This window comes from Streptomyces lacaronensis, from assembly GCF_047337785.1.
GTDB classification, from domain to species: domain Bacteria; phylum Actinomycetota; class Actinomycetes; order Streptomycetales; family Streptomycetaceae; genus Streptomyces; species Streptomyces lycopersici.
Map to the genome: position 1 here is coordinate 5,618,582 of NZ_JBLHDK010000003.1, position 15,760 is coordinate 5,634,341.

The window sequence follows — 15,760 nt, forward strand, 5'->3', positions numbered from 1 at the left end:
ATCGTTTGTTCGCCATGACCGTGAGTTTAGGTCGCATTACGGACAGTTCCTCAAGGCGCCTAGCTCGGCTTTCCTGACCAGCTATATTCGCAGCGGGGGCATTTGTACTCGGTGGGTACGTCCTCGTCGTAGGCGGGGAACTCCTCCTCCCCTGTCTCCAGCGGGGGGACGGCGTGGGCGAGTTGGCGGACCTCGGCGTCCGTGTAGCCGGTGCCCTCGTAGCCGTCCTCGTCGAGGTAGGACAGGAGCTCCGCCAGGGCGTCCCGGTCGTAGTCGCCAGCGTCGTTGGCCCGGTTGTCGACCAGGTTGATTCGGCGCGCGGTGTCGTCGTCACAGATGATCACCTCACAGCGGGCGGAGGGGACCCACTCCTGGCCGTGGCAGACGCCGCACGGGCGCTCCTCTCCGTCCACGGTGGTGCGGTAGTCGCACGGGCCGGGGCCGTGGGCCTTGAGGGCCAGGGCGGTGTGGTTCCCGGCGAGGATGACCTCCGGCGCGTCCTCGTTCTGGACGTCGCGTACGACCAGTCCCCTGTACTGCCCGTTCCGCTTGAGGCTGGAGAGGATGAGGTCCACGTCTCCGCGGCGGGCGTTGCCTGGGAAGTGGACGAGCTGGTCCAGGGGGATGACGGCGGTGCGCACATGTGTGGCGGGCGGCATGGGCGTTGCTCCTGGTCGCGGAGGGGTCGGCGGCCCTGGAGGATAAGCGCCCTGCGTGATCACTTTGACGGTGTGCCAGGGGGCCCGTGCCGGGCGGGCCCTGGCCTGGCGTCAGGCCGTGCGGCGGCGCGCGGCGCGGCGGGCGTCCTCCTCCGCCTGCCACTGGCGGAAGGTGCGGCCGGCCTGGCGCTTGCGGAAGGCGGGGATGTTGTTCGCGGGGATGCCTACGGGGGCGGGGCCGAGGACGGCCAACAGGTCGGAGGCGTCCTGGCTGTGCCAGCCGTCCGCGCGGATGGCGGCCTCGTCCGGGTAGACGTCGGCCACGCGGTCCACAGCCGGGTCCAGGAGGTGGTCCTCCTTCCCGCCGTAGGAGAACACCCACCGGAAGTTCCGCGGCGGGGCGGGCTCCACGTACTGGCGGAAGAGGCTCACCTCCTTCGTGTAGCAGTAGAACCGGACCTCTGGGCGGAAGTGCATGAGGCGGAGCCAGGCGGCCAGGTAGCGGGCGGAGAGGAAGTCTCCGCTGTCGTGGATGCGGACCCATCCGCCGCGGTGGCGGGGGTGGGCGAGCTCTGCGGCCATCTGCCGTGTCCAGCCCGGGAGGTCGTCCAGGACGTACGCCAGGTTCTCCTGATGACGGCGCCGCGTGGTGGGGATGTTGAAGGTCCCGTTCCTCGCGTAACAAGCCAGGGCACAGACGCCGGCGGAAGGACAGGTGAGGACGCCGCGTCCGTCCGGGAGGCGCGTGGCCAGGGCCGGGAGGGTCCAGTTCCAGACGCCGTCCTCCCTCAGCTCGCTGTTCTGCGTCAGGAGCCGTTCCGGGCGGCGGGCTCTCCAGCGGCCGTCCATGCGGAACCGGGGGGCGGGGAGTAGGGCGGTGCTCATGCGTTGAGCCCGGCGGCCTTGAGGAGGGAGGCGACGGTGACCACGCCGTCCGGGGAGTGCCGGGAGTCGATCACCGCGACCAGGGCGCGGAGCGCGCGGAGGACGATCTCCGAGGACTCCAGGTCCGGGAGGACGTCCCGGGCGGCCGCGATGAGGCGGGCGGTCTCGTCCCGGTCGGCCACGGGGTAGGTGAGGACCATGGACGCGTGGCCGGGCGGCGGCTCCGCGGGCGTGTGGTCGCCGCTGGTGGCGGCGGTGCTCGAGTTGGCCGGCTCACCGGCCGTGGTGGTCCCGGCCGGGGAGCTGCCGGTGGGCGCGGGCTGCTGGTCCTCCGGCTCCTCGTACGGGTCCTCCTCCTCGGCCTCCTCCTCCAGGTACTGGAGCATGTCCTCAAGGTCGTTGTCCGTGTAGCCGGTACCGGCCAGGTCCCCGTCCATGCCGGCCAGGAGCTCCACTAGGGCCTCGTCGTCGTAGTCGCCGGCGTCGTGGGTGCGGTTGTCGGCCAGGACGATGCGGCGGGCGGTGGCGTCATCGCACTGGTAGACGGCGCACTGTGCGATGGGCTCCCACTCCTGGCCATGGCAGACGGCGCACGGCCGCTCCTCCTTCCCGACGCGGGTCACCAGGCCGCACGGGCCGGGGCCGTGGGCGGCCAGGGCTTGCAGGGTGTGCTTACCGGCGAGGACGACCCGCTCCCCGTCCTCCTGCTCCCGGACGACGAGCGGGCGGAACTGCCCGTTGGCGGTCAGGGACTCCAGGATCATCCCGACGTCACCGCGGCGAGGGTTGCCGGGGTAGCCGGTGAGGTCCCCGATCGGGTACGTGGCGAGCCGTTTGAAGACGGCGCCGGCGGGCTCGGTGGTCGTGGTCACGGGTCACTCCTGGTGGGGCGGGGGTCAAGGGCCGCAGAAGGATAGGCGCCCGCCGTGATCACTTCCGGAGGTCTGGTCACTCCCGTCCCACCAGTCACGGAAACGTGTATCCGGGCGCGCTGGTGGTCTCCAGTGGCCGACTGGTGCCCTACGGGCCTGTAGAGGGGCCGTCCGGCCCCCAGCACACGGAGGAGGGGTTCATGAAGGATCGCCAGGATCAGGACGGGCCGCCGGCAGACGCGGAGGAGCACTACGAGGAGTGCCCGCACCGGAAGTCCCGGCGGGAGCGGTGCCGGTGCGAGGCGATCAACGCGGAGGCGGAGGCGTACTACGCGGAGCCGCCGGACATGTTCGCCCGGGAGTGGGGCTCCTACTAGTCCTGGACGCGGAAGGGCCCGCCCGGCGAGGGTGCCGGGCAGGCCCTACAGAACATGGCGGCGGACGGGGTCAGGACATGCAGGTGGCGCACCCGCCGCAGTCACACGGCCGGGCGTGGACGATGGCCGGGGCAGCCTGGCGGGTGGCCAGGAGGGCGTCCGCGGCCTGGAGGTGGTGGGCGGCGTGCTCCTCGCGGAGTTCGTCCAGGGGGCGGCCGTCGTAGAAGCGGGCGAGGACGTCCGCCACGCGGCGCCGCTCCTCCTCCGGGGTGGGCGGCCGGTGCTCGGCCACCACCGTGTGGAGCCAGGAGGGCCAGGGGAGGGTGAAGTCCGTCCGGTACGGGACCTCCTCCTCCGTAGTGAGGACGGTGATGTCCTGGAGGTCCTGGCCGCGGTAGACGAGGCGGACGCCGGTGACGGGTCCCTCCTCCTCGTCCGGGGCGCCGGTGACGGTGAACTCCAGCTCCACGAGCGGGGATGCGGGGCGAGTGGGGGCGGTGGTGACGCGCAAAGGTCCTCCAGTTGTTCCGGGTTGTTCGGGGTTGTTCAGGCGGCCCGAGCCGTGGTGACCCGGGCCGAGGTGGCCCGGGCCGAGGTGGGCGTCAGGAGGCGGGGCGGGTCAGGACCATGCGCACCGGCCAGGCACGGCGAGGGCCGTAGACGGCCTTCGCGTGGGCGGTGGCGGCCGTGAGGAGGTCACGGGTGATGCGCTGGTGGATGGTGAACGCCATGGGGATGGCGCGGCCGGCGATGGGCATGACGTCGTACTTCGACCGGCCGCCGTTGTGCATGAACACCAGCTCCGTAACGCTGCCGGGCTCGTAGGAGCGGTCGGCGGTGGCGAAGACGAGGGCGAGGGTGTCCGCGCCGGGCTCGGGGGCGGGGGCGGAGGGCTCCTCCTCGGGCCACACGGCGGCGACGGTGGCGGCGACGTCGGCGGCGTCCTCCGGGGCGAGTGCGGCCAGGACCTCGTCCAGGCCGACTACGGGGAGTCCGTGGCCGATGTCGTCGGCGGTGCTGTGGGCGAGGTGCGCGGTGGTGGTCATGACGTTCCTTCCCGGTTGGGCCCCGTGCCCTCCCTGCACCTCGATCCTGGCACGGTGATTTTGTAAAGTCAATATGTTTCATGAGTAGTGGGGACACCGAGCCGGGGACGGTGTCCCCGCAGGCCCGGCCCGGTGTCCGTCGGTCAGGCAGCCAGGGCGTAGCGGCCCTCACGGAGGGCCTTGAGCCGCTGGAGCTGGTAGCCCATGCCGCCGGCGCCTTCCAGCGGCGCCGTGGCGGTGGGCCAGACCTGGCGGGCAGCGGCGGTGTACGCGGAGCCCGCGAGGACGACCACCTCCGTGGCGCGGTCCATGCCGAGCTCCCGGGCCTGCGCGCGGAGTTGGTCGCCGGTGACGGAGCCGGGCTGTCCCATGCGGAGGTCGTACGGGTCCAGGACGCGGTCCAGGGTCACGAGCCCGTAGAGGGCGGAGAGGACCAGGACGGTGGTCCCGGGCCGTGCAAGGGCGTCCGCGGCTCGGGCGCACGCCCGGTGAAAGCTGCCGATGTAGAGCTCCCCAGCCGCCGCGGCGTGGGGGAGCTTCGCGGCGCCGCACGGGATGACGATCACACGGGCCGGGCGAACCGTGGCGGGGATGACGGCCGGGGCCGGGGTGGGGAGGGCCAGGCGCGGGAGCTGGACGGCGGCGGGCCGGGCGGTGAGGGCGTGGCGGGCGGCCACCTCCACAGCGGCGGGGGTGAGGCGGGCCAGGCGGGCGGCGCGGCGGGCGGCGGCCCGGGCGGCGGCGTGCTCCAGGTGGGCGGTCAGGGTCCAGCGGGTCCACTCCGGGTAGGCCGGGAGCGGGCGGCCGGCCTGGAGTGCGGCCACCATGGCGCGGACGTCGGAGTCCAGGTTGAGGTGGGCCACCGGGTTGACGCGCATGTGGTCCAGCGGGGTACGAACATCCCGGTCCGAGCCGTAGGGGCGCCACCGGACGCACTTCGGGCCCACGGAGACGATCACCCCGGAGTCGCAGTGGCGGACGCGGGGGCCCGGGCGGTGCTCCGGGAGGCACGTGACGTGAATCCCCGGCTCCACCACGCCCGGGCCAGCGGTAATGCCCGGCTTACCGTCCCACGTGCGCTCCACCTCGGCGGCGGGGGCGGCGGCCTCCGGCGCCTCCTGGACGGCCTCCGCGGCGGCCGGGGCCGTGCTGGTCTCCCCCGGCTCCACGGCGGCCTCCGCGGCGGTCTCTGCGGCCAGGCGGGCGGCCTCCTCCTCCAGCTCCGCCACGAGCTCCGGCCGGATGTAGAACTCCGCCACCTGCTCCGGCGTGGGCGTCCACCCGGCCGGACGGCGGGAGAACGGGTTGAGGACGCCCTCCACCTCCGCCCACACGGCACGGAGCCGTTCCTCCCGTTCCTCCGCGGCGCGGCGGAGGTCGTGTGCGGCATACCAGGCCTCCCGCTCCGCGGCGCGCCGCTTGAGGTCTGCCTCGAACTCCGCGGCGCGGCGCCGGTGCTCCTCACCGTCCAGGAGAGGCAGGAGGTCCGCCCGTCCCTCCTGCTTGCGGCTGATGACGGCCGGGGTGGGGCTTTTGCGGTCCCACACCTCCAGGGCGCGGCGGCCGTCCCCAGTGACCTCTACGCGGTGGCGGCCCTCCTCGTCCAGCTCCCCCAGGGTGATGAAGCCGGCGGCGGCGAGGGGGCGGAGGAGAGCGAGAGCCACGCGGCGGCCGGCGCGGCCGGGGATGGTGACACGGCGGAGGTCATCTGGGCCGTCCATGCGGAGCTCCCCGGCGGCGGCCCACCGGACCACCTCGGCGTGGCGGGTGGACCAGCCGAGGGCCTTCGCCTGCTGCTCCTGGAGGTAGTCCTCCGCACAGGAGACGACAGGCTCCGGCTCCGGCGCGACCTGGACGGCGAGCTCCGCCGCGGCGGGCTCCTCTGCGGCAGGGGCGGGCTCCTCCACCACGGGCTCCGGCTCCGGGACCTGGGCGGTCTCGGGGCGCTGCTCGCCCACGAAGTAGCGGCCCTCCACCAGGAACGGGTAACCGCGCTCCCTGCCCTCCAGAACGGGGAGCCGTGCGTCCCGGGCGGCCTCCAGGTCGTGGCCCTGGCGCTCCGCGAGGAAGTAGAGGCGGAGGAGGCGGCGGCCGGTGTCCGTGATGACGAACTGTCGGCCGCCGCAGCTCAGGCCGTACACGCCGACCAGGCCGGCGGCCCACAGACCGGAGATGCGGGGCCGAGCCACGCGCTTGTTGACGTCCGGGCAGTCCGGGGAGACGTCCAGGGCCCAAACGCCGTCCTCGAACTCCTGCAAGTCCCCATACTTCGCCCACCACATGACGCGGAGCTGTGCGGCGGAGAGGGGCCAGCGCTCCAACTCCTCCAGCTCGGCCGGAGTCAGAGCCTCGTCCGCGGAGCGGTGCTCCAGCTCGTAGTGGGAGCGGGCGGCCAGGACGGCGTCCCCGCGGTCGTCCCACTCGCCGGTCAGGGAGGTACGGACGCCCGGGGTGCAGCGAGCGCACTCGACGCCGAACCAGTCGCGGTAACGGGTGGAGGGGAGCGGGATCACGTAGAGGCCGGGCGGGCAGGAGGGCGCCTCCGTGAGGTCCGCGGTGGCGGCGGGCTCCTCGGCAGCCTGGACCGGTGCGGCGGCCTCCTCCACGGTGGGCTCCTCCGTGGCCGGGGGGACCTCGCGGACGCGCTCGCCCGGGCCATTCGTGATGTCGATGAGAGGGGAGCGGCCCATGTACCGGATGGAGACCTTGAACGGGTAGCCGGACTCATCCGCCCACCGTTCGATGTCGTCTGCCCGTTCGACGATCATGGACTCAGCGCGGGCGGAACGGATCTTGATGTATGTGAACTTGCGTTCCCCGTCACGGTATCGGCCCTTGACCTGGAAGTCCTTCTCCTTGCCCTGCTCCAGGCCGGCGCGCTTGAGGGCGCGAGTGATGGCGACGGTGGGGGAGGTGGCGGGGCCAATGAGGGTCATCCGGTGCTCCTTCGGTGTGGTGTCTTGCGTGACCCATACTGACGGTTTGACTTTGCAATGTCAATTAGTTCAGCCGCGATGGAGACAACGCGTCCTCGCAGGTCACGCGGCCAGGCGGCGGGCGGCGGAGCGCATGTGGCGTAGGCACGTCTGGCAGGAGGGGGGGCGGCCGTCCGTGGTGGGCTCCAGGTAGGCCAGGTTCCGGGCGTTGCTCGGGGTGTGGCAGAGGGCCACCCCGGCCTCCCGGTGGAGCCGGCCGAAGTGGAGCGGGTCCAGGAGGTACACGTGGTCCGCGCCCTGCGTGTAGAACTCCAGGTGACGGTGGGAGGTGTAGTTGTGCCGGACCTCGACGCGGACGCCGGCCTGGCGGAACGCGTCAACCAGCTCCCGCCACTCCTCCTCGCGGCGCGCGGCCTCCTCCGCAGCGGCGCGCCGGACGGCCTCCTCCCCCAGCTCCCGGGCCGCGCGGGCGGCCGTCGCGCGCGGCGGCGGGGGCGGCGTGGGCTCGACCTGGACTGCGACGTGGAGGAGGTAGAGCTCCGGCCAGGTGAGCGCGTGGGGGCCGCCGTACGGACGTCCCAGGATCTCCGCGGCCCACTCCGCGATATGGACCCGGACCGCGGCCTGGACACGCGGGTCCACGAAGGGGCCGGCCTCCCGGGCCGCACGGGCGCGGAGCTCATCCAGCTCCTCCGGAGTGAGGGCGGTTGCCCGAGGTTCGCTGCTGCTCATCTCAACTCGTCTCACGGGTAAGGCCGGGCGCCGTGAGGGGACGACGCCCGGCCGGGACGGTGGCGGGAGCCGCGGTCAGGGCCGGGCGTGCGCGGGGTAGCGCAGCACGAACAGCGCCTTATCCATGGACGTCGAGGAGCGGACCAGCTCGGAGTGTTGAGCTCCGCCCCATACGTGCCACCGGTCGCCGTCCAGCCTCGGGGACCAGGCGAGCAGGAACGTACGGCCGTCCTCGACGGTGGCCCACCACTGGCCGCGCTGCGTCGTCTTGAACGTCACGCCTGGCACTTCGGGGAGCTCCGGCGCGGGCCCGAAGCGGCGTGCCTGCAAATCGAGATAGGCGCGCGTGGGCACGATCGCCACCCGGGCCGCCTCGGGCCGCCCAGCGTCCACCATGGCGTCCCGGCGGGCGTAGGGCTGCCAGTAGGCGCCTCGCGCGCAGTTGAACCCACGCTTGGCGAGGATGAGCCCGGCCGCGTTCCACACCTCCTCCTCCATCGCGTGGGCGTGGCGACCTTCCAGCGGGACCGGCTCCCACACGCCGGGGCAGTCCCTCCCCTCGGCATCCAGCCACCGCAGGGAGGCGGTCCGGGTGATCGGGGACACGTACACGTAGGCGGCGGTCGGCCGGTAGCGCTCCTCCGACTGGCGGGCCAGCTCCAGCGCGCGGTCAACCGGCATCGTCAGGGCGGGCCGCTCCTCGGGCCGCTCCTTCGCGGCGAGCCGGTGAGCCGCGCGCCGTCCCGCCGCGGAGACCTGCGCGACGCCCCCGCTGTCGCTCTGCGCCGGGATCTCGGCCGCCCGCGCCTGCTCCTCGTCAGCCACGATGCCGGCGTGCGCGGCGAGCATGGCCTCCGCCACCGTCACGCGTCCGTGGTCGCGGTCGTGCTGCGCCTCGGCCCTCTTCCGCTCCAGCCGCATGCGGATCTGCTCGTGGGTGAGGCCCTGCGCGCGCATGTCCGCGACGGCCTTCGCGGTCACGGCGGCCGTGATGCGAGGCAGGGCGCCCGTGAGCCGGTCCCGGGCGATCCTCCCGGCCTGCACCTTCCGCCCGACCTCGGCGGTGGCGGCGGCGACCGCGCGGACGCCGACGCCGGGAGCGTCCTGGATGTACTCGCGGACGTCCTGGAGGACGGCCTCCTCCTTAGCGGAGCCCGCCGGCGCTACCGAGGTCCGCGCGACCGGGGCCGCGACCGGGGCCGGGGCGGTCTGCTGGCGCTCCTGGCGGTCCTGCTCGGGGTCGGTCGCGGTGAGGATGTAGAAGCGGTTCGAGTGGATGTGTACGGTCCACTTCTGGCCCGGCGTGTTCTCGATCAGGGTGGCGCGCTTGTTGGCCTGCCAGGCGTCGAACGCGCGGGCCGGATCGACGGTGATCATGTGCCCGGTGCTGGACTCATAGGCGCGGCAGAACTTCGCGGCCTCCTGGATCTTGCCGATGCGGTTGGTCCAGTTCCGGCGGATGGTCGTGGTCATGGGTATGCCTCGTTTCTCGGTGGTAGAGGGCCGGGCGCCGTACGGGCGCCCGGCCGGGGCGGGGTGGGTCAGTCCTGGTCCGCGCGGATGATGAGCCGCGGGGTGATGTCCGGGGCCTCCTCCGTCTCGTCGTAGGGGCGGGAGGTGACCGCCGTCCCGTCGATGTAGGCGACGGAGGCGCCGTGGATGTCCGCTTCGCTCCGGGCGAGGCCGGACGCGGCGATGAGGTGCGCGTGGTCCTCGTCCCGGATGGTCCAGCCGGCGGCGCGGACGAGGTCCCACACGGCGTTCCGGATCTCGCCCGGTGTGCGGGCGGTGCGCTCCTCGTCGGGGCGGCCAGCGCGGGTCAGGGTCAGGCGGTACATGGCGGTCTCCGTTCGTTCAGCGGGGGCCGGGCGCCGGTGGGGCGCCCGGCCGGGGCGGGGTGGGTCAGGCGGCGATGGTGAGGACGGCGGCGGCCTCCTCGTTGGCGGTGGCCAGGTCCGCGAGGAGGGCGGTCGCGTCGCACTTGAAGGTGGTCCGGGTGGCCTTCCGCGGGGGGACCTCGCCGCGGTCGGTGTAGTCCAGGGCGACCTGTGCGCCGTCCAGGACGGAACGGCCCGGGGTGCGGTTGATGACCACGCGCCCGTAGGTGCCGTTCGGGAGGCGGCGCAGCCAGGTCTTTTCGGCGTCCGCGAGCTTCGCCAGGTCCTTTGCCTGGCGGTCCAGCTCGGTGTACCGGGCGGCGTGCGTCTCGATCTCCGCCAGGGTGGGGAGTTCGTCGGCGGCCAAGAGGCGGTCCGTCTCGGGGGCCGGGGCGAGGGAGGTCTCACCGAGGGCGGCGGTGATCTTCTCGACGGAGCGGGTGGCGGCCAGGGCGGCGCGTCGGCTGATGCGCTCCACCCGGCGCTCCGCGGCGCGGCGGGCGCGGCGGGCGGTGGTGGCCTCGGCGCGGGCGGTCCGGGCGGTCTCGTCCAGCTCCAGGACGCGGGCCTCACGGGTGGCCAGGCGGCGGGCGGCGGCCGCGATGCCCTTCCCGGAGCGCTCGGCGGCGCGGAGGGCCTTCCGGGCCTCGGTGCGGAGGGTGCGGGCCTTGATGACGCGGGCGGTGGCGCGCTCGGCGACACCGGCGGCGCGGGCCTCCTCGCGGCGGGCGGCGGTGAGGACGTCCTCCGCCTCGACCAGGCGGGCCATGGTGCGGGCGGCGGTGGCGGTGGTCTTGCTGCTCATGTCCTCGTCCCTCCGTTCTCGGCCGGGCCTCTCGCCCTGCCTGCACCTCGATACTGACACAGTCACTTTGCAAACTCAAGTTGCTAGGTGGGTTTGCTCGGTCGGTTACGTAGCCGTGACAGAAACGCCAGGGCGCCCCGGCCTCCAAGCGGGAGGTGGGGCGCCCTGTCAGCGTTGGTCAGGCGGTGGGCGGGTAGGCGGTCACCACGCGCCGGCCACCGGGCACCACGTCCCACCCGGCGGCCGCGAACTGGCGGCGGATGTCCCGGAGCTGCGCCGTCCACGGGCGCCCGTTCGGCGTGACGTACCGGCCGCGCTCCACCCAGTAGGCGGTCACGTGCCCGTTGTTGGCCGGCTCGACCACGAGCCCGGTCACCCTCGGGTCATGGTCGTCCGCGCCCTCCTTCGCGTTCGGGTTGAAGTCCCGGGGGACCTCCGCGAAGTGGCAGGCGGCCAGGACCTCCAGGGCAGCCCGTACGTTCTCGTCCAGGACGTAGCGCGGGTGGGTGCCGCGGGTGCGTGCGGCGCGGTCGCGGAGGCGGTCCAGGGCCTCGCGGAGCTCGTCCAGGGAGGCGTGAGCGAGGGCGTCCACGACGGAGGTGTCACCCTCGCCCCGGGCAGTGAGGGTCAGGACGGTGGATGCGGCGTCCTCCTCCGCCTGCCACCGGTACACCGCGGCGGCGTGCTCCGTGCGGAGCCGGCCGCCGGCCAGGACCCACCCGTAGCGGACGTCATGGCCGTAGCCGGTGCGGTACGTCCAGGCCACCGGGACGGTCGCGCCGCGGTGGTGGACCGGCTGGAAGCCGTGCGCCCGGCCGTCATGGGCGAGGACCACGAAGTGGGCGGCGATCTCCTCCCGGAGGGCGCGCTCCTCCTGGTCCTCCACCGGGGCAGTCGGGCGCTCCAGCTCCTCCAACTCCTCCAGCTCCCGGGCGGCCTCCGCCTCGCCGCGGGCCAGGCCCTCCAGGATGGCGGCGTTGGTCTCCGCGACCTTGAGGAACGCGTGGGTGGCGCTGAGGTCCGCCAAGGCGGCGCGCCACTGCGGGTCATCCGGGTCCGCCTGGCGGACGCGGGCGGCGGTGGCGTGGGAGGCCTGGCGGGCGCACGCGAGGTCCGCGGGGTTGGCTCGGCGGCAGTTGGCGGCGATCCACTCCGTGCCGTCCTCCACCACGACGTGGGCGGGCTCTCCGGGGATGAACGGGGCCATATGACGGACGGTGCGGGCCACGCCGTCCGCGCACACGACGCGGTCACCCTCCTGGAAGAGGGGGCCGGCGGCGGGAGTGATCTGGTTGCTCATGCGGTCCTCCGTGGTCGTGGTGCGGACGAGGCGTCCGGGCACCCTCCGGGCCGCCCGCCGTGGCGGGCGGCCCGGGGCGTGCCCGGGCGGCTCAGGCGGCCTCCACCAGGGCCTCCAGGGCGGTAACGGAGCCGGGCCGCACGTGCCGGGCGACGACGAACCAGACGTCCAGCGCGTACAGCTGGTAGCCGTCGCACTCGAAGCACTCGCACTCCTCCACGCGGAAGGTGCCGCCGCGCAGCTCCTCCACGGAGCCGTGGTAACGAACCTTGGTGCCCTCAGCGAGCCACACCGGGCGCGCCGGGGCCTTGACCGGCTCCGGGACGACGTCCACGGGCACCCCGTGGCCCGCCGCCTGGCGGGCGTCCACGACCCGGGCGGCGCCGTGGCGGAGCTTCGCCGCGTACCCGGCGGAGAGGAAGTCACCGGCGGCCGGGTCGTACCACTCGACGTGAACGCGAGTGCCGGCGCCCTGGAAGAGGAGGCCGATGACGCCGGCCTCGGGGTGGATGACCTTCCAACCGTTCACGGTCAGGCGGTGGATCTCCTCCTCCAGGCCGATGTTGAGGGCGTCGGTGGCCCACTCCCATTCGGCGATCTCGGCGCGGGTCATGCCCTGGAGGGTCACGGTGACGTCCCCGAGGTGAGTGAGGGTCATCTCGCCTGCGGCGTTGCGGTGGCCCTCGGTGACGTTGCGGATGGTGAAGGTGTGGGCGGCGGTGGCGGTGGCGGCCATGTCTTCCTCCTGGTTTTTTGGGGCCCGGTGGCCCCTGCACCACCAATGTAAGCCCAGTGACTTTGCAATGTCAATGTGTCTGATGGAATGGAAGCAGCGCGCCCGGGTGGGTCAGTAGGTGAAGACGGTCGGGTCCAGTCGGGACAGGCGAGCGGCCTCCGTGACGTGCCGGTCATAGAGGGCCAGGACGGCGGCCAGGCCGCCGGTGGTGAAGGCGTCGCGGGCCTCGGCCTCGACCTCGTCCCGGCGCTCCGGGGCGTAGCGCCATACGGCCGTGCCGAGGCGGTTGGCGTGGCCGTCCGCGACGGTGGCGGGGTCCTCGCCGGCCTCCATGCGGCGCACGAGGTTGGCGCGGAAGTCCTGGAGGCGAGGGAGGGCCCACGCTGCGCGGTCGCGGAGTTCGGCGCGACGCTCGATGGTGGCTTGGAGGTCGGCGGCGCGGGCGGCACGGCGTACGGCGTAGGAGCTGATCGCCAGGGCGGTGGCGGCGCACCCGGTGCCGTAGTAGGTGACCTCTCCGTCCGCATTGCCGTCGCGGTCCAGCGGCTGGAGGGCGACCGTCTTACGGAGGCCTCGGCGGTTACAGCAGTCACACGAGGTGACGTCAGCGGTGGTCCCCATGATCTTGAAAGCGGCGGCCATGTCGCGCTCCTCCCTCGGGGACCCGGCGTCCCCTGCAGGCACCATGTAAACAAAGTGACTTTACAATGTCAATATGAAACGTGAGTGGCGCCCGGCATTGCGACTATGCAAAGTGACATGTCATAGTGCCTGCCATGACCTCCTCCCCGTCGCCGCCGTCCTTCCGCAAGCTGGACTCCCTCACCAGGAAGTTCCACGCCCAAGAGACCGCCCTCGCCGAGGCCCGCACGGCCCTACAGGAGGCGATCGTCCGGCACCTCAAGGCCCGCAACGCCCGGCCCGGAAAGGTCGCGGACCATAGCCCGTGGGACCGCGTATGGGTTGGGGAGCTCGGCCGCCAGGGCGGCGTCCCGCCGCTCAAAGGACCGAACGCCGTGGGCCCGCCCCCCAAGTACGATCCGGAGGTCCAGGCCGCCGCGCTCGCCGAGCTGGACGCGCTCACCGCGGCCTACACGAAAGCGGAGAACGGCCTCGACAAACTCACCCCGCCCATCTATGAGGAGATCGGCCGGCTCTACAAAGAGGGCGTCTCCCCCACCGAGATGGCGCCGCACACGCCGTATGACTCGAACTGGGTGGGGGAGATCGGCCGCGGTGCTAAGCCCGGGCAGCATCCGCGGGCGGCCGGGCGGAGGGCGTCCGCGCGGAGATCGTCATCCCGGAAGTCCGCTTCGGAGTAACCACCGCGGACGGCCGGCCGCCTCGAGGTCGCGGGGGCTGAACCACGGAAGGGCCGCACCCGGTGAGGGTGCGGCCCTTCATCGTGCCCGGCGCGGAACACTAGATGACCTTGAAGACGAGGGACACGAGGATGAGGGCCAGGATGATGGCGCCGATGATGCGCTGCTCCGTGGGGAGCTCCGCCAGGCTCATGCGCTCCGACTGGAGGACTACCTCGCCATCCGGGATGAACCCACCGTGTGCCTCCATCCGGTGGGCGTAACGGACCTCGTCCAGCTCCCGCCGGCTGTAGACCTCCGGGGAGGTCTCCCCGCACCTCTCACACCGGTACGTCCTCGGCGCCCACCACACGGCGACCCTCCTCCCGTCCAAATCTGTTCACCTCCTAGAGTGCCCGCTCCGTGGTCCGGATGGCGCCGTTCCGGCCGAGATCACAAACCGCTCCATACGTTCGAACCCGCCGGGGTTCGCGGTCAGTCGTGGGGGATGATCTTCCACGAGGACGGGCCGCGGTCGGTGTCCGGGATGACGTCGAACGTGTACGCCCGGCCGGGATCGCTGCCCTCTGCATCCAACCCCTCTCGGGGCCCCTCTCCCAGTGTTGTTGGCGTTGTTGTTGGCTGCTGACCTGCGACAACACCGGACCCCGGGGACCCCTCTCGGGGAGGGGGAAGGGGCGGGAAATCCCGGCGGTTGACGCCGGGCCCGTTCCCACCCACCGCGCGCACCCCCGGGCGGGAGGGGATGTTGGCCGCCTCCAGGGCCTCCCGGACGGCCCGGGTGGAGGGGTAGCGGAGGCGGTCGCGGAGGGCCGTGTGGAGCACCCCGGAGGACCCCCCGACGAGGGCGTGAAGTGCCCTCACGATGTCCTCCCGGGAGGGGGCCGCCGGCGCCTCCACGGAGGCCTCCTTCGCCACCTCTCCGGCGGCCTCCACGGAGGCCTCCTTCGCCACCTCTCCGGCGGCCTCCGCGGAGGGCTCCTCCGCGGCCTCGGGCGAGGCCTCCGCCGGCGCCTCCGGGGAGGCCTCGGGGGAGGGCCGCTCCAGGGCGGCCGCGAGGCGCGCGGCGAAGGACCGCGCGGCACTCTTCCCGGAGGCCTTCGCCGCGCCCTTCCCGGTCGTTTTCCCGGAGGCCTTCGCGGGCTCCTTCCCGTCCTTCCCGGAGGCCTTCGCTTTCGCTGCCCGCTGGACCTGGCCAGCGGCCCACCGCTGTGCGATCACCGCCAGGAGCGGCCAGGCCGCCACGAGGAGGATCGGGGACCGCGGGTAGGTGGCCACCGTCTGGGCCAGGCCGGCGATGAGCACGAGCGGGCCGAGGAGGAGCCGCCATAGCGGCGGGACCTTCGGCGCGAGTTCCCCGGAGAACCAGCCGCGGAGCACCAGGGCCAGGACGGTGGTCCCGGTGCGCAGGGCCCACCACAGGCCGCGGGCCACGGGGGCCAGGCCGCGCCGGACCCGCGGGGCGGTGGTGCGGGTGACCTCTGCGGCCAGGAAGCCGAGCTCCTTCGCCGTGGCCCGGTTCACGGTGACGTACGGGCGGAGGTCGGGGAGTGCCAGGGCACGCCGCGGGCCGCCCTCCTCCAGCTCCCCCGACTCCTCCTCGTCGCCCAGGCCCTCCGGCTCGTCCCCGGCCTCGGCGGCCCGGTCCTCCTCGACCTCCTCCGGCGGGTAGGCGGGGGCGGGGATGGCGGCCAAGCGCTCCACAGCAGCGGCCCCCTCCCCCGACGCCGTGACCGCAGCCGGGGCCCTGGTGGGGGCGTCGTCGTGGTCAGGGACCGCGTGGAGGTGGGCCGCGTTCATGCCGGAAGCCTCGTGGCAATGGTGGAGATCCGCTCCGCTACCTGCTGGAGCGGGCCGCCGGATTGGGAGCCCACGAACACCAGGAAGATGCACAGCATGGCGATACCGCGGCGGGTGTTCTTACGGAACGCCAGGATCGCGACAAGGATGAGGCCGAGGGCGGGGAGGGTGAGCTCCGGGATCGCCACGCCGATGATGCCGAGGATCTCATTGAGGAGGCCCGCGATGATGTTGAACGGGAACCCGCCCGCGGCCTGGTACGAGGCGCCGGCCAGGAGGGAGAGGGCGACGACCCACCCGAAGGAGAGCGCGCCCATCTTCCCGCCCTCGTTGTCCTTCGTGCCGAACCACAGGATGACGGTGAGGAGGGCAGCGAAGCCAAAGACGCCGACGCCTTGCAGGAGACTCATGAT

18 protein-coding genes are annotated in these 15,760 nt (G+C 73.1%); 2 read left to right on the top strand and 16 right to left on the bottom strand.

Annotated features, from left to right (window positions below):
- Positions 1-59 precede the first annotated feature (59 nt).
- The 3 genes from ACMTAK_RS24155 to ACMTAK_RS24165 all read right to left on the bottom strand — a co-directional run bounded on the left by ACMTAK_RS24155 (position 60) and on the right by ACMTAK_RS24165 (position 2,416).
- Entirely contained in the window at positions 60-659 is a 600-nt protein-coding gene (locus tag ACMTAK_RS24155) for a hypothetical protein (protein ID WP_413808142.1), read from the bottom strand.
- A gap of 111 nt (positions 660-770) precedes the next feature.
- Complete coding sequence (locus ACMTAK_RS24160) at positions 771-1,544, bottom strand: GP88 family protein (RefSeq protein ID WP_413808143.1); 774 nt, start codon at positions 1,542-1,544, stop codon at positions 771-773.
- Complete coding sequence (locus tag ACMTAK_RS24165) at positions 1,541-2,416, bottom strand: hypothetical protein (RefSeq protein ID WP_413808144.1); 876 nt, start codon at positions 2,414-2,416, stop codon at positions 1,541-1,543. The genes ACMTAK_RS24160 and ACMTAK_RS24165 overlap by 4 nt, the downstream gene beginning before the upstream one ends.
- 200 nt (positions 2,417-2,616) lie before the next feature.
- Here ACMTAK_RS24165 and ACMTAK_RS24170 point away from each other — a divergent pair, with 200 nt between their 5' ends.
- Complete coding sequence (locus ACMTAK_RS24170) at positions 2,617-2,793, top strand: hypothetical protein (protein WP_413808145.1); 177 nt, start codon at positions 2,617-2,619, stop codon at positions 2,791-2,793.
- Positions 2,794-2,863: 70 nt separating this feature from the next.
- Here the strand turns inward: ACMTAK_RS24170 and ACMTAK_RS24175 are convergent, their stop codons facing one another.
- The 10 genes from ACMTAK_RS24175 to ACMTAK_RS24220 all read right to left on the bottom strand — a co-directional run bounded on the left by ACMTAK_RS24175 (position 2,864) and on the right by ACMTAK_RS24220 (position 12,867).
- Positions 2,864-3,304: a hypothetical protein gene (locus ACMTAK_RS24175; protein WP_413808146.1), complete on the bottom strand. Its 441-nt coding sequence runs from the start codon at positions 3,302-3,304 to the stop codon at positions 2,864-2,866.
- A gap of 91 nt (positions 3,305-3,395) precedes the next feature.
- Positions 3,396-3,839 carry a hypothetical protein gene (locus tag ACMTAK_RS24180; protein WP_413808147.1) on the bottom strand — a complete coding sequence of 148 codons (444 nt, stop codon included), beginning with the start codon at positions 3,837-3,839 and terminating at the stop codon, positions 3,396-3,398.
- A gap of 143 nt (positions 3,840-3,982) precedes the next feature.
- Positions 3,983-6,775: a DUF6884 domain-containing protein gene (locus ACMTAK_RS24185; protein ID WP_413808148.1), complete on the bottom strand. Its 2,793-nt coding sequence runs from the start codon at positions 6,773-6,775 to the stop codon at positions 3,983-3,985.
- Between the two features lie 102 nt (positions 6,776-6,877).
- Positions 6,878-7,507 (bottom strand): hypothetical protein, encoded by a 630-nt coding sequence (locus tag ACMTAK_RS24190; protein WP_413808149.1) that lies wholly within the window; start codon positions 7,505-7,507, stop codon positions 6,878-6,880.
- A 75-nt stretch (positions 7,508-7,582) separates the two neighbouring features.
- Complete coding sequence (locus tag ACMTAK_RS24195; RefSeq protein WP_413808150.1) at positions 7,583-8,980, bottom strand: hypothetical protein; 1,398 nt, start codon at positions 8,978-8,980, stop codon at positions 7,583-7,585.
- Positions 8,981-9,048: 68 nt separating this feature from the next.
- Complete coding sequence (locus tag ACMTAK_RS24200; RefSeq protein ID WP_413808151.1) at positions 9,049-9,345, bottom strand: hypothetical protein; 297 nt, start codon at positions 9,343-9,345, stop codon at positions 9,049-9,051.
- Between the two features lie 64 nt (positions 9,346-9,409).
- On the bottom strand, positions 9,410-10,189 hold the full coding sequence (locus ACMTAK_RS24205) for a hypothetical protein (RefSeq protein ID WP_413808152.1): 780 nt from the start codon (positions 10,187-10,189) through the stop codon (positions 9,410-9,412).
- 178 nt (positions 10,190-10,367) lie between these two features.
- Positions 10,368-11,489 (bottom strand): hypothetical protein, encoded by a 1,122-nt coding sequence (locus ACMTAK_RS24210; RefSeq protein WP_413808153.1) that lies wholly within the window; start codon positions 11,487-11,489, stop codon positions 10,368-10,370.
- Positions 11,490-11,580: 91 nt separating this feature from the next.
- Positions 11,581-12,225 (bottom strand): hypothetical protein, encoded by a 645-nt coding sequence (locus tag ACMTAK_RS24215; RefSeq protein ID WP_413808154.1) that lies wholly within the window; start codon positions 12,223-12,225, stop codon positions 11,581-11,583.
- 111 nt (positions 12,226-12,336) lie between these two features.
- Complete coding sequence (locus ACMTAK_RS24220; protein ID WP_413808155.1) at positions 12,337-12,867, bottom strand: hypothetical protein; 531 nt, start codon at positions 12,865-12,867, stop codon at positions 12,337-12,339.
- Positions 12,868-13,001: 134 nt separating this feature from the next.
- Here ACMTAK_RS24220 and ACMTAK_RS24225 point away from each other — a divergent pair, with 134 nt between their 5' ends.
- Positions 13,002-13,547, top strand: a complete 546-nt coding sequence (locus ACMTAK_RS24225; RefSeq protein ID WP_413808156.1) for a hypothetical protein — start codon at positions 13,002-13,004, stop codon at positions 13,545-13,547.
- A 100-nt stretch (positions 13,548-13,647) separates the two neighbouring features.
- Here the strand turns inward: ACMTAK_RS24225 and ACMTAK_RS24230 are convergent, their stop codons facing one another.
- The 3 genes from ACMTAK_RS24230 to ACMTAK_RS24240 all read right to left on the bottom strand — a co-directional run bounded on the left by ACMTAK_RS24230 (position 13,648) and on the right by ACMTAK_RS24240 (position 15,757).
- Positions 13,648-13,899 carry a hypothetical protein gene (locus tag ACMTAK_RS24230; RefSeq protein WP_413808157.1) on the bottom strand — a complete coding sequence of 84 codons (252 nt, stop codon included), beginning with the start codon at positions 13,897-13,899 and terminating at the stop codon, positions 13,648-13,650.
- A 122-nt stretch (positions 13,900-14,021) separates the two neighbouring features.
- Positions 14,022-15,347, bottom strand: coding sequence for a hypothetical protein (locus ACMTAK_RS24235; RefSeq protein WP_413808158.1), 1,326 nt, complete (start codon positions 15,345-15,347; stop codon positions 14,022-14,024).
- Entirely contained in the window at positions 15,344-15,757 is a 414-nt protein-coding gene (locus ACMTAK_RS24240; RefSeq protein WP_413808159.1) for a hypothetical protein, read from the bottom strand. Before ACMTAK_RS24240 ends, ACMTAK_RS24235 begins: the two co-directional genes overlap by 4 nt.
- Between the last annotated feature and the right edge of the window lie 3 nt (positions 15,758-15,760).